Source organism: Candidatus Pelagibacter sp. HIMB1483, assembly GCF_052048135.1.
Lineage (GTDB): Bacteria > Pseudomonadota > Alphaproteobacteria > Pelagibacterales > Pelagibacteraceae > Pelagibacter.
Map to the genome: position 1 here is coordinate 525,673 of NZ_JBNAIM010000002.1, position 14,407 is coordinate 540,079.

At 31.0% G+C, this 14,407-nt stretch carries 10 protein-coding genes; 7 read left to right on the forward strand and 3 right to left on the reverse strand.

The window, feature by feature from the left end; all coding sequences use genetic code 11:
- The first annotated feature begins 120 nt into the window (after nucleotides 1–120).
- From ACTTAV_RS03425 to ACTTAV_RS03450, 6 genes are all read left to right on the forward strand, one after another.
- Nucleotides 121–696, forward strand: coding sequence for a pilus assembly FimT family protein (locus tag ACTTAV_RS03425; RefSeq protein WP_440670220.1), 576 nt, complete (start codon nucleotides 121–123; stop codon nucleotides 694–696).
- Between the two features lies 1 nt (nucleotide 697).
- Nucleotides 698–2,776 (forward strand): hypothetical protein, encoded by a 2,079-nt coding sequence (locus tag ACTTAV_RS03430; RefSeq protein WP_440670221.1) that lies wholly within the window; start codon nucleotides 698–700, stop codon nucleotides 2,774–2,776.
- Complete coding sequence (locus ACTTAV_RS03435; RefSeq protein ID WP_440670222.1) at nucleotides 2,767–4,581, forward strand: prepilin-type N-terminal cleavage/methylation domain-containing protein; 1,815 nt, start codon at nucleotides 2,767–2,769, stop codon at nucleotides 4,579–4,581. The genes ACTTAV_RS03430 and ACTTAV_RS03435 overlap by 10 nt, the downstream gene beginning before the upstream one ends.
- Nucleotides 4,568–5,212 carry a pilus assembly PilX family protein gene (locus tag ACTTAV_RS03440; protein ID WP_440670223.1) on the forward strand — a complete coding sequence of 215 codons (645 nt, stop codon included), beginning with the start codon at nucleotides 4,568–4,570 and terminating at the stop codon, nucleotides 5,210–5,212. Before ACTTAV_RS03435 ends, ACTTAV_RS03440 begins: the two co-directional genes overlap by 14 nt.
- Nucleotides 5,213–5,327: 115 nt before the next feature.
- Nucleotides 5,328–6,317 carry a type IV pilus twitching motility protein PilT gene (locus tag ACTTAV_RS03445; protein WP_440670225.1) on the forward strand — a complete coding sequence of 330 codons (990 nt, stop codon included), beginning with the start codon at nucleotides 5,328–5,330 and terminating at the stop codon, nucleotides 6,315–6,317.
- A complete protein-coding gene (locus ACTTAV_RS03450; protein WP_440670226.1) occupies nucleotides 6,317–6,859 on the forward strand; it encodes an invasion associated locus B family protein in 543 nt (180 codons plus the stop codon). Before ACTTAV_RS03445 ends, ACTTAV_RS03450 begins: the two co-directional genes overlap by 1 nt.
- On the opposite strand, the gene ACTTAV_RS03455 is transcribed toward ACTTAV_RS03450, so the two are convergent.
- A complete protein-coding gene (locus ACTTAV_RS03455) occupies nucleotides 6,860–11,293 on the reverse strand; it encodes an autotransporter-associated beta strand repeat-containing protein (RefSeq protein WP_440670227.1) in 4,434 nt (1,477 codons plus the stop codon).
- A 115-nt stretch (nucleotides 11,294–11,408) separates the two neighbouring features.
- On the opposite strand from ACTTAV_RS03455, the gene ACTTAV_RS03460 reads away from it, so the two are divergent.
- Nucleotides 11,409–11,687: a hypothetical protein gene (locus ACTTAV_RS03460; RefSeq protein ID WP_440670229.1), complete on the forward strand. Its 279-nt coding sequence runs from the start codon at nucleotides 11,409–11,411 to the stop codon at nucleotides 11,685–11,687.
- Here the strand turns inward: ACTTAV_RS03460 and ACTTAV_RS03465 are convergent.
- Both ACTTAV_RS03465 and ACTTAV_RS03470 read right to left on the reverse strand, forming a co-directional pair.
- Entirely contained in the window at nucleotides 11,677–13,674 is a 1,998-nt protein-coding gene (locus ACTTAV_RS03465) for a CHASE2 domain-containing protein (protein ID WP_440670230.1), read from the reverse strand. The genes ACTTAV_RS03460 and ACTTAV_RS03465 overlap by 11 nt on opposite strands.
- A 10-nt stretch (nucleotides 13,675–13,684) precedes the next feature.
- Nucleotides 13,685–14,332, reverse strand: a complete 648-nt coding sequence (locus ACTTAV_RS03470) for a hypothetical protein (protein ID WP_440670231.1) — start codon at nucleotides 14,330–14,332, stop codon at nucleotides 13,685–13,687.
- Nucleotides 14,333–14,407 lie beyond the last annotated feature (75 nt).

Consider the following 14,407-nt stretch of genomic DNA (forward strand, 5'->3'; position numbering starts at 1 on the left):
TATTAATAAGCCATGGTCATTTATTACTTTTATAAAATTCAACGATGTTTGCAATAGTGCCTATATTAGTGTCTAATTATTATGTATTTAAATTATGCTTAAATATGTATTAATTTATCTATGTTTTTTAAAAAAGGAATCACTCTCATTGAACTCTTAGTTATCATTGCCATCCTTGGAATTTTTAGTGGTATTGGATATGTCTCTTTTACCTCAATTGATTCGGGTTCAACACTAAGAGCTAATAAAGAAAACTTAAAAAGTTACATCGAAGAGATTAAATTTAAAGCATTCTCAGATGGAAAACATTATAAAGTGATAATGGAAAACTCAGGCAATAATATCAATTTAAAATTGTACGAACCAGACACTAATAATGTTAGATGGAGAGATTTAGATTTAAATAGAAGATGCAACTGTCAAAGTGGTGATAGTTCAGATGATACGTGTGACAATGCATTTTCAAATGTTACTGTGTCCTCTTTAACTTCCTTGTCTAATTATGATAAAACTATTGAAAGAGTTTCTTTAAAAGATTGTGATGATGAAAATTGTACTACGGAAGATGATGATGATATTGAATTGTGTTTTTTGTACGATGGATCTTCGCCTAGAGATAAATTTTTTAAATTAGTAGGTGGAGAAGGTTTATTTGTGATTTTTAAATTAAATAAAACTGGTTTTTTAGAAGAATAAAATGATGAGATTTAAAAAAGCTTTTTCTTTGATTGAAAGTTTGGTTGCCTTATTTGTTTTAAGTATGATTACTTTAGTTTACATAAATTCGAGTACAGTTTTTTTAAATACTCAAACAGACTTAGTAAAAGCTGATCGACGTGATCAACTAGCAGATTTGATAATTCAAGATATTATGGAATATGTTAGTCATAAAAATAATGCATTAGGCACAATAACAGTTGATGGTGACCAAACATTTAATGGATCAACAGATACAATAGAATTAACTGGATTTGATACAATGCCTGAAAATGGGGATATTGTTCTAATTGATGGATTAAGAGGTAGATATGTAATTGACGGTGTAACTGGATCAGGAAGCGACTTAACAATTGAATTTAATTCTAATATTGCTAATGCTTCTTTAGCTGATGGAACCTCGATTACATTTATTGCTTTTAAAAAAAATGAGTTAGCTTGTTTTGATGGATTAAATCTGGTTAATGACGCTCCAAGTGGAATTGGTGATTGCTCTACACTACCGGACGAAGTCGAAGATTTGCACAATCATTGGAAAGCTCAACTTGATGATGAACTTGGTAGCGAAATAAATGTTAGATCTGTTGAGGTTACTGATGGAGATATCGTTAAAGTTACCTTAGGAGATGGAACTGACAATACCGTATTAGCAAAAAAAGTTAATGTTTGTATATTTGATGAAACTCCCAACAAAGTTGCATTTAATTTTCCCGGCTTAGCAGATCCGGTAGAAACAGGAATTATAGATGGATCTGAAAATCCAGTTGCACATTATAATTTTAGAGGAGTTGCTAGAATGTTTACTGATCTAGATGCTGATAATGGTGAGCAAGATGATACTACAAGCTGCTCTGCAGTTAATGCCTCCACTTGCAGACAAGTCTACGCAGGTGCTGATGTTATAAGTGTATTTTTGTATCGATATACTGGTGATGATATTAGAGTTAAGCCTTCGGGATGTGATGATAGTGTTTGGACTGGTCAATGTTTAGGTGTTCGAATTAATACAAATGATCTTTCTTTGTGGTTTGTTTTTGATGAATATAATCATGGAGATGATAGTGCAGATACAAGTCAAATTGGACAAGTCTTAGAAGGAACTAATGGTGGTGGTTATTTTCAATTTGATATTGAAAATCTTCCAACAGATGCAAGAATATTAGTTTTTGATGATGCACAAGAAAGTTGTCAGGGAGCAATTAATAACGGAACTTGTTCAGGTCGATATGTTTGGAACCAAGCACATGACGGGATGGTGGTTCATTTGGGAACAGGAAACCTTGCAACCTTAGAAGATATAGAACTTGAAATAACAGGGATACCAACAGGTGTTGATCGTTGGCGAGTTTTAAGAGCAGATGATGATGATTGTTTAATTGCGAGCGGAAATACAGGTTCTGCACATGGTGATGCATTAGATATTGAAGATGAAAATGAATGTTGGAATTATGTAACAGCTTTAAACACTACAACAGCATCAGCAATATCTGCTAGCTCAACTTCAGTTACTTTGGCAGATAGCTCTATTTTTCCTAATAGTGGAAATGTCCAAATAGGAAGTGAATATGTAAGTTATACTTCAAATAATACAACAACAAATACTTTATCAGGTTTAAGCAGAGGAATAAGAAATACAGGACGGTTAGATAGTGCAATCGCAACTGGAGACACTCCAAACTTTGATCAAACATTAGATGGTCAAAATCCTCAAATTGGAATTTTAGGAGGCTTTGTTCAAATTAATGATGAAGTTTTAAGGATGGGATATAAAGCAGAAAATGGTTTAACTGGTGCTGCAGACAACATGGATGATATGAATGTTAGATTTTATGAAAGAGCACTCAAAGGCACATCGACTGAAACTCATGCTGTTAATAGCAGTGTTAGGAATTACGATATGAGAGCTAGAGATTGGCCAGCTGGAACAACAGTTTGGGAAGGTCCAACAAATTCAATTCCAGTGGTATTAGCAGAAGATATGGATAACGAAGTCTTTGAAAGAGCTCGAATTAAAAGACGAGCAACACTAAATTTATCACAATCGAGCGTATGTTCATAAAATCCAAAAAAAAAGCATTTACATTAGTAGAGTTATTAATTGGAATATTTGTTGCATCCTTAGTCTCAATCTCAATTTATGCTTTGTTTGATAGAGGATCAAAAGACTATAGCCAAATAGCCAATACCAGCGAAATTAAAACAGAGGGAAATTTAATTTTTAATCTCATTGAACGCGATCTTGCAAGAGGAGGATTTGTTCATCCAATTAGAGGTGATATTTCAGATCCAGATAATTGCCAAGATGGTATAGATATTGATGATGCAGTAGAGATAGTTTCTGGAACAGAGGTCAGCTCTTGTTATGATAGACCTAGCTTTGATGGCACAACAGCTTTAAGATTTAAAATTACCTATAAATTAGGAGATGGAACATCAGATTTACCTGATACCAATACTCTATATAAGAAAACTGAGAGAACAGATAATTGTGATGACATTATAGCATCCACTAATGCAGCTGTGCATGACTGGCAACCTATTTCAAATAATATAAATACAATTGAATTTTCAAATCCTACTTTTGATAGTGAAAATGATAATTTAATCAATGTTGCAATTAATTTCAGATCTAAAGATGATGAGGATTTAAACTTAGATTTTAGAAAAAGAATTTTTTTAAGAAATCTTCCATTAACTGAAAGTAGTACGCTTTGTGATGAAAAATGCCCCAACTCCAAAGATCTTTTTTCAAACTATTTGATATCAAGTAATGAAACAAACTGGGATCCTGATACCAGAACTATACCCTCTGCAAGGGTGGTTATCTCAGAAAATTACACTGATGGTGAAGATCGACTGCAATGGGATACGGACATGGCAACAGATTTAGGATTAACAGTAAATTTTGTAACAGACACAGGTATATTGGAAATTGGAGGAGATGCGAGTGGAAGAAATTATCAAAGATTTATAAGAACAATCAATTATGTAAGTCTGGAAGATGAAATAGATGATCGTACAACTTTTGCAGATGAAGACAGGGTAATTATTTTGGCTGTAGGTTTTGAAAATCTTTGTGAGGATTTGATTGGAAGACAAGTTGGAAATAACAGACATTTCTATTGCTATGTAGAAAATACTACTGATGGAAGAGGTGCATGGGATCGTACTTCAATTACTGGAAGTCAACTTTGGTGGGGTCAAGCAAAACTTCGAGCAGAAAATACTACTTACTTTAACTTATCTGGTTATCTAGCAACAATTACTAGTGATGCGGAAAATGATTATGTTTTAGATAAAATTAGAGATGACATGGGCAATCCTGTAGCTGCTTGGTTTGGAGGAACTGATAATACTGGAACTGACAATATACCAAATGCAACTGAAGGAACATGGGTATGGGCAGGTGGTCCTGAAAGAGGTCAAATATTTTTTGATACAGATCCAGATGATGATCCAGGAGAATTTACAAGTTGGAGGACTGGAGAGCCAAACAATTGTTGTACGGATATGTATAATACTGATTATAATGACGATGATCTAGAAACAAATGAACACTATCCTAATGCTGCAGGAGAACATTATACACAATTTTCAAATGCAATATCTGGAACAGGTTGGTGGAATGATTTATTTGTACCAGGTGTAACATATACACCATTTCAAACTATAGGATACGTTTTAGAATTTAGTTCAAATTTTCCATCCCCTGTGATTAGTTGTGGCAATGGAACAGAATCTGAAAGATTAGCTTGTGCTAATTATTTTGGATCTTTCGATTTAGTGCTTGATGATACCACTTATACAGATGTTAATATGTTAGATCTTTGTGACCCAGATCCAAATGATAATGATGCACCTTAATAAAAATAAAAGAGGTTTTGTTTTAGCATTAACGATGCTGGTATTACTTGCAATTAGCTCATTTAGTGTTGCAATGCTTGCAATTACTCAACTTAATTCTGCAAACTCTGTCAAATCTCATCAAATCAACACTGTTCAGCAAGCTGCAGAATATGGGCTAGAGTCTGGACGATTATGGTTAGTCGATCAATTGTCTGCATCAGGAACAGATGCTATCACTATTACTAATACTGAAAATTCATCTATCACTGGAGACTGCTTAGCTCTTCATGGTTACACTAATACAGCTAACAATGTTCACTATGCGTTTAGACAAACTAACCAAAACTTTGCAGCGATTGCTGTTGAAAGTGATTTTGGTAGATATAGTTATGAATTCTATGTTCAGCGAATTGGATTTCACACAACCTTGAATGGTTATAATTTTATTCCACAAGATACAGAGGGTCCAGATACTTTAACTCCAAATCAATATAATAACCGTAGAATTTTTTATAGAGTGATAAGTTGCGGATATGGCCCTGATGACAATCAAATAGTTCCACTTCAATTGTTTTTATCTTCTGGTGGAGATGGTAGCACAGGCAATATTGCACGAGCTTTAAATATTGAAGGATATTACCGTCCTTAATTTAATGCAAATCGAGAGTTTTTTACTGCCAAAAAATATAAAATCATCAATTATAAAAAATCTGTTTTATTTAATAAAAAATTGTTTAATTTGAATATTAAATAATATTTAAAAAATGCTAGCTGATAAATTAATACAATACACAAACGACTACGATCTTTCAGATATCCATATTAGAGCCAACCAACCTTTAGCAATAAGGGTGAATGGTGAAATAATGGTTTTTAAAGATGATATTATTACTCAAGTAGAACTAGAACAGTTTTGGAAATCAGTTTTAACCAAAAAACAATTAGTCGAAATTGTAAATAATAGAGACTTAGATTTTGCAACTGTTGTGAAACCTTATCGTTACAGAGCTAATGCTTATTATACAAGCTATGGACCAAGTATGGTTCTAAGAAAAATTGTAAGTGATATTCCAGAAATGTCTAAATTGGGTTTACCCACTGCTGTTAATGATGCTATAAAACATAAAAGTGGATTAGTGCTTGTCACTGGTCAAACTGGATCTGGTAAATCAACTTCATTAGCTGCAATGATTGATCAAATAAATTCTCATCGATCAGAAAATATTATAACTATCGAAGATCCGATTGAATTTGTTCACAAAGCTAAAAAAAGCATTATTTCTCAAAGAGAAGTTGGAAAAGATACTGGAAGTTTTGCAAGAGCATTAAAGTCTGCACTAAGACAAGATCCTGATGTAATTTTAGTTGGAGAGATGAGAGATTTAGAAACCGTATCTCTTGCTCTAACGGCTGCGGAAACAGGTCACTTGGTATTTGGTACTTTACATGCAAGTGGTGCTGCATCTACCATTACAAGAATATTAGATGTGTTTCCTCCTGCTCAAAAAAATTTAGCACAGGCAATGTTAGCTGGCTCGATCAGAATGGTTTTGTCTCAACAACTATTAAAGAAAAAAGGTGGTGGTAGAATTGCTGCCTTTGAAATAATGACAGGTACTCTTGCTGTTAGAAATTTAATTAGAGAAGGAAAAATGTCATCAGTAACATCAACTTTACAAACTTCTGCAAAAGAAGGAATGATTACAATGGAGAAATACCTAGAAGGTTTAAAAGAAAAAGGATTAATTGACTAATGATTAAGAAATTTACTTTTATTTTACTTTGTTTTTTTTCATTAAATTTAACTTCGTTTGCTGAAGATAAAAACCCAGCCTCAGAACGATTTGGAGACTGGTTCTTAAACTGCAAGCAAAGCGATAACACTAATATCTGTGAATTAACTCAATTAATTACGTTAAAAGATAGCAATCTACAATTAAACCTTCTTTATTCAGCATTTAAGAATAAAGAAAATCAAATTAAAGAAGTGTTTACAATCATTACTCCGCTTGGAGTTAATTTAGGCATCAATCCAGCGATAAGATTTGATAATGATAAACAATATAATTTTAGATATTTAAAGTGTGAAAGTTTTGGTTGTGTAATTTCAATTACCAATAATACCCCTCAAAAAGAGGCTAATGAATTATTTGATCAAATTATTGATAAATTCATCAAATCGAACGAACTTGAGGTTGCTATTCAAGGCTTTACTGGAAATCCAATTGTGATCAAAACATCCTTAAAAGGTTTTTCTAAGGGACTTACTCAGTTACAGAAAAAATCAAAATTTTGATTAAGGTTTTCTTCTCAGTCTAAAGTAACCTTTTTTGAATAATTCATACATTAAGATCACAAAAGCAATAAAAGTAATGAATGGTAGATAGATTAAAGAGTAGTAATAATTTTTCTTTAATATCTCAAACATCGTTAAATCGTTCAGTCTGATATCATTTAATCTATTTGCAACTAAAGAGATCGCATTCTCATCTTCAATATTACATTTTTCTAATAGATTTACTATTTGAGGTCTAGATAAATACATTAGAGATTGATATAATCTTACATCTTCTAATACTTTGCAATCAAAGTTTTCATAAATATCTTTGTAAGCTCTGTAACTTGTAGTTTGTTTTTGGAATAATAATGCAAGACTTCTTCTAACTGTATCAACAATTGTTTCTTCTTCTTTTTCAACTTTAGGTAAAATGATTTTAACGACTTTTTCTTTTTGCTCATCTACTTTTTCAGTTATGACTGCTGGTATTCTTCCTCTACCAAAATCACCAAATAATTTTCTAAATGTTAATGAAAATAAATTTCCTTCATAGTCATTTTCTGTATTTTGAGTATAAAATAAATTAGCCATTAAACTTGTTCCACTTTCTGAATTTAAAAAATTATAACCAAGTCCTGCAGCTAAAAACTGATCTTTGTCTTTTGGTAAATCTAAATCAAAATTAGAGCTAGTTGCAAACTTTGCAGATGCAGTAGTGCCTTCTAGATAATGATCTTCACTTGCAAATATTGCAAAGCTAAATTGGTTGGTGATATTTTCAATAGTTGAAAAGTTTTTATCAAGTGAAAAACCTACTTCAGGTTTAATAGTTAACAGATTTTCATTATCCACCTTAAGTGCAAGACTTCCACCTTTTTCATCAATATCATCTTTTAATTCATAAGTTGTACTTAGAGACATGCTCGGAGATAAATTTAAACCAAGAATATTATATTTTCTTAAATAAGTTGCCCCAGCCTGTAATCCTAGGTCAGTAGTTTCTGATTTATAAATATCATTAACTGAAGTACCAAATACAGAAACTTTTCTCTCATTTTGTCTATTAGTTAAATATCCACCAAGTTTAAGATTTAAATTATAATCATCATCACTGACTTGTTTAAATACACTTGTATGTAGCGTGTAAGCGTTAGTTTCACCATAATCATTATTATAATCTATATCGGTCCCTGAGAATCCATAGGCATAACCATAAAAATCTTTATCACTATCTTTAAATTGTTGACCAAATAAAACACCATAAGTATCGGATTTATAACCAGTATAATCTGTTCCTATATTTTCATTTTCTGAACTAGTGCCATAAGTTCTTAGAAATGAAGAACGATCTTCTGAACTAAATCTACTCAGTAAAGTTCTATTTTTATTATTTTTTATAAACCCTAAAACAGATTGATCTGAAAAATCATAATAATCATTGTAACTAGCCTTTTCTCCATATAGCCCTTCACTTTGAAGGTTATCTAAAGTGAGATCTGCTAAATTGTTTTGAGTAAAATTACTAACTGATGAATTGGTATTAGTAGATACAATATTATCTAAAGCTTTTTGATAAAATTGATGGTTTGAAATACTTTTTAATGAACTGTTTGCTAACAGTGTTCCTTTAGTTTTATTCAATTCTGTATTTACTGAATTAGCATCGGATGATTTTAGAACATTTGCTACTTCTAAGATTTTACCAGCTGTTGCATCATCAAATATTTGAGCGATGTCTTTAAAATTATTTCTTGTTGTTAAACTTTTAATTGTATTCGATGAAACTCCGCCATCTTCATCTATATTTAAAAACACTTTTCTATTAACGGTGTCATAAGAAATAGAAGTAGTTGCATCACCAAGGTATGAGCTATTACTTACAGTAGTAGATGCAAAAGTACCAGATAATGAATTTCCAGATCCTCCGGATCCATCAAAAATTGTAAACGTTGCATCAGAGTAAGTTGTGTTTGCTGGTTCTAAAACTAATGCACCTGCAAGTGTAATATTTCCAGATACAACTACTTTATCAGATGTCGTATCATTAAATTCAATTGTAGTTGTTGAATTATCATCTAAAGTAACGTTGCCATCTATTGTTAAGGTTCCAATACTATTACCAGGTGCTAAATTAGCTGTTGCAACTGTAACATTCCCTCCAATAGTTGCCCCTCCAGATAAAGTACCACCACTAACGGTTACATTATTTTCAATAATTTGATTTCCACTATCTGCGGCTAAACCTGCATAAAGAGTACCAGCGGATACAGTAAGATCTCCATCAAAAGTATTTACCCCTCTTAAAGTTAAAGCACCACTTCCTGATTTTGTTAATGCCCCTGTACCAGAGATAACACTTGCTAATGTTGAGTCGCTACTATTTCTAATTTCTAAATCATCATTTAATGCTATTGCTGCTGCAGAAATTTCTGTACCAATTAATGTTGAGCTTGCAGATACTGTAGTTGTACCAGTGTATGATTGTGTACCTGTTGTTGTAACATCTGCACCAATATTCGATGTCCCTGATACAGACATATTCGTTACGCCTGAAACAGCGCCATCCAAGTCTAAATTTCCAGTTATTGTTAAATCTTCTGTTCCTGATGCAGTAACTGCAGCTAATGCAATGGTTGGACCTGTTAGATTAACATCTGAACCTAGTGTTGTTGTTCCACTATAAGTTTGAGTTCCATCAGTATTTATAGCACCATTTAGAGTACTGGTGCCTGAAACTGTTAGATTTGCTGTGGTGCCATCTGCATCACTATTATTTATTCTGTTGCCAGATCCTGCTCCTGAAATTACTAAACTTGATACAGATAAAGTATTTTGTAAATCTAATGTACCAGCTGAACTAATTGTTAAAGTGCCTGTACCTAAATCTCCACTACCCGAAACTAACAATGTTCCTTCTGTGATAGTAGTTCCTCCAGTATAACTATTATCAGCACTTAATTCTAAAATTCCATTTCCTGTTTTTTCTAAACTTCGTGTACCACTATCAGTAATACCACCACTTAAAGTCAATTGAGTTCCATCAACATCTACTGTTGAATTCGCAAATAATGTGATTGAACCCGCAAATGTACTTGTGCCTGTAGAAGTAGATATAGTTCCACTATTTCTAAGTGATTCAGTTGTTGAATAATTAACGTTTTGAAAGTCAATTGTAGCACCTGATGCAACTGTTGTAAAATTATTAGTGTTGCCAAGAGCATTATTAGATGAAATCATTAATGAACCTGCGTTTACATTTACTGCTCCTCCAAAGTTATTATTACCTGACAAAGTTAAGGAACCAGTTCCTGCTTTTGTAATAGCGCCCGTGCCTGTACCATCATCGCTTTGAATAATTCCCGAAAAAGTTGTTGATGAATTATCAGCTCCAACAGTTAGGACCTCTTTACTTGTGATATCAATTGTACCTGCACCTGCAATTGAACCTATAGTATCTGAATTATTGATATCAAAAATTGCCCCACTCTCAACTGTCACAGCCGTATTATCTGATAATGTTCCACCATTCAATCTAACTGTTCCATCACTAATTGTAGTGATGCCAGAGTAAGTGTTTGTTCCTGATAATGTTAATGTGCTTGAGCCTGATTTAGTTAGAGTTCCAGAACCTGTTATATTACCTGAAATAGTTTGGTCTGAATTAGACGAAAAAGTAAATGTGCCACTATTATCAATCTCTCCAGAATATGACCCTGAATTTAGTTGTCCTGAAACATTTAACGTTCCAGCATTTATATTTGTATCACCTGTGTAGGTATTTGTACCACTAAGCACTAAAATTCCAGATCCAGACTTAATTAAAGTACCATTTCTAACATTTCCTGACATGGTTTGTGTTACACTACTATCAATACTAAATGTTTGATTATCATTATAAAGATTAACTGTTCCAGATATTTCATTATTACTTCTTGATGACAAAATTAAATCTCCGGCAGAAAAATCTATATTCCCAGACAAAGTCAATGCACCAGAATTTGTAGCATCTCCTAATTCACTAGAGGCTTGTATTGAAATAGCATTACTTAAGGTTCTAGCACCTGTACTGTCTGAGGATAATGTCCCACCGTTTAATCTAACTGTTCCTGAGCCTAAAGTATTATTATTTGATGCTGCAACAGTTCCCTCAGTAATAATGATGTCTGCAGAAAAATTTGTTATGTTAGTATCATTAAATACCAATGTTCCATTTCCCGTTTTTGTAATTGAATATGAAGTTGAAAGTATTGGAGCTTCAATTCTATACACCGCATCATTTGTAATACTATACGTACGGTTCTGTTTTATAGATCCTTGCAAATCAACAGCGGTATTTACAGTGGTGTCAGTACTTGCAGGAACAACGTCTGCAAAAGTATTTATGCTATTAAAATTAAGAAAAACATAAACTATGGAAACTATTTTTATTAAATTAAATAATTTTTTTTGCATTTTAATTAGATTATATATTTAACTTAATTTTATTCCTTTGTATGCCTCTAAAATTACTAATCAAATTAATTTCTAAAACCTTGTTTTTTTTAAAACCATGTGAGATAAGTACACCATGTCAAAAATAGATTTAGATGAAATTTATAATCCTTCACATAAACTAAAATCAGGTTTCTATGAGACTATTCATCATCAATCATTAACTGACAAAAAAAATAAATTTTTTCAAAATCATATTTCAACTTTAATTAAAGAAAAAAAGGAAAAAGTTTCTAGCGAAGCATTATTTCAAAAATTAAATAATTCAAGATTAAAAAAACAGAAAAAACAAAAAATAATTACTTATTGTTTTTTGTTAGCTTTTATTGGACTTTCATTTTTTCTTAGTTTTTAAGATCAATACCTAACATTGTAATATCATCTCTTAATTTAATTCCATGATTAAGTTTTTTAACCACCATTTCAATAGTGTCTTTAAGAGATAAATCTTTATTACTCAAAACAATATCTTCAACCCCTTTAGAAGTAAGCTCTTGTCCATTTTCCAAATAACCTTCAGTTACTCCATCGGTATAGATAAATATTTTTTTATTTTCTAAATTTAATTTAGAAGTTTTAATCATTGTCTCATTTTTTATATTCATTAAACCTAAAGGTGGAGAGCTTGCTTTATGATAATCAAATGTATTTTGATTTTTGTCATAGATCATTATCGACTCGTGACCAAAATTAACAAACTCCATTTCATTTGTTTTTAAATTTATTTTTCCAATAACCGCAGTAATAAACATTCCTTGATAAGAGGATTCTTTTACCTGATTGTTAATATTCATAACCAATTTATTTAAATCAAAATTTAATTTTGATAATGCTTTGAATACAGATGAGGCATTAGCCATCAGCATTCCAGCTTTAACTCCTTTGCCAGATACATCTGCTAGAGTAAAATAAATTTGCTCGTCATTAGTTTTGATATGATCAAAATAATCACCAGACACATCTCTTGCGGGAATGTTTGTTGCGAAAATTTCTCGAAAAGGTTTTTTTAAATCTGGAAATAATTTCTTTTGAACCTCTCCAGCAATTTCTCTTTCTTTTTTTAGAACTAATTGTTTTTTTTCATTATCTAAAGCAGCTTGATTTTCTTCAACAAATCTCCAATATAATACAATTGTAAATAGGATCATGCTTGTTAAGATCGTATTATAAACATCCACAAAATAATTTTGATTGTACATAATTAAACTTGCAAAAAATAAAGTAGCAATCTGAGCTGCAAAAAATAAAATTGAAAAAGCTGGTCTTATATAACTCGTAAAAATAATGACTAATATTAAGCTTAAAATTAAAATTATATTTTCAATTAATTTAGTGATGTGATTGGTAATTAAAAAATCATTTGATAAAATATTTTCAATAATAGTAGCATGCACTTCCACTCCTGGAATAATTTTATTAGAAGGTGTTTTTATTAAATCAAAAATCCCTTGTGCTGATGAACCTACTAAAACAATTTTGTCTTTAATTCTGCTTTGATCAAATTGATTATAAAAAACATCTGATGCAGAAATATAAAAGTTATCATCAAATTTTTTGTATTTAACGTTAAATAAAGTATTTTCGTCAGTTTTAATTAAATTTGTTCGAGTTTTAATTGCTTGAATACCCGATGAGTTTGTTTCAATTAAAATACTTTTTTGATCATTAAATAATCGAATAGCCTCCAAGGATAATGCTGGCACGATAGTATCATTGATATTAATCATCATTGGAACTGATCTTAAAATTCCATCCTCACTTTCAATAATTGAAATTGTTCCTAACCCTTTAGCTTTTTCATTAAATTTCGGAAGAGAGGTAATTAAACCATTAAATGTGTATAAATAGTCTGAAGGACTTTTCCCTCGTTTAATTAAGTTTGCCTTAATATTTAAATTTTGTTCCAAATCTTCATCTACAACTGTACCTACAACTGGCAAGATAATATTAGATTTGTCAATCGTATCATATAAAAGCTGATCACTATCAAACATAATATTACTTTGATTTTCTAAATTAAATTCTTCAATAAATAATTGAGGATTTTGTTTATCAGGTTCACTAAAGAAAATATCAAATGCAATGACTTTTGCATTTGCTGAATTTAAATTATTTATAATTTTAGAATGAATATCTCTTCGCCATGGGAATTGACCTAATTTTTTTAAACTTTTTTCATCAATATCAACGATGATTACATCATTGGTAATTGGTTTTATTTCAAATAATTTTTGAAAAAAATCATAATTTAAATAGCTTATTCTCTTTTGAAAATTATTTTCAAAATTATTAAAAATTACAAAAATGATGATAATGGATAAAATTGTTAATTTTTTTTTCAAAATAATAAAATTACTTTAAAGTGCAATGGCTATTTTTTACAATACAGCCTGCATTTTCCATTTCTTCATCAAAAATCTTTGGATGTCTTAATGCATAAAGATTAGATAAATAGTTTATTCCATATCTTTTAAATTTTCCATCACTTGTCATTGCTCCTGACTCGTGACCAAAGGATGTGATATCATCTATCAAATTCCTATCGTTATCAAAAAGAGTTGTTCTACCATAACAATTACAAAAATAAGTTCTATTATCCTCTGGCTCTATATCAATAAATATTGAAGTTCCTCTTATACCTATTGTTCCATTTGGAACTTTAACTTTTAACTCTTCTTTACGTTTTCCAAACACTGCATGCACTGAACCTTCAATTACATTGATTAATTTTTTTGACACAAATTCTATTTTTGTTTCGGGTCTTATTAAATAAAAATCATCATTATTTTTAATAATTGTTTTTTCCTTTTTTGTCTCAATAACTTTTTTATTTAAGTCTTGAAAATTTGAATTCGCCTCTTTGCCATTTATTAAAAAAGATCCAGATAAGATATGATTTTGTTCTATAGTGTTTGCTGATAAAATATTTACTTTAAATAATGGTATTAAACTCAATAATGCAAATGTTTTGCAAAAATGTCTTTTTTTAATATCAGTCATAATAATATTTTTTTTATATCATAAACAATCTCATGCCGATAGTAAAACCGATAGAATGGTCACAAATGGTCTACA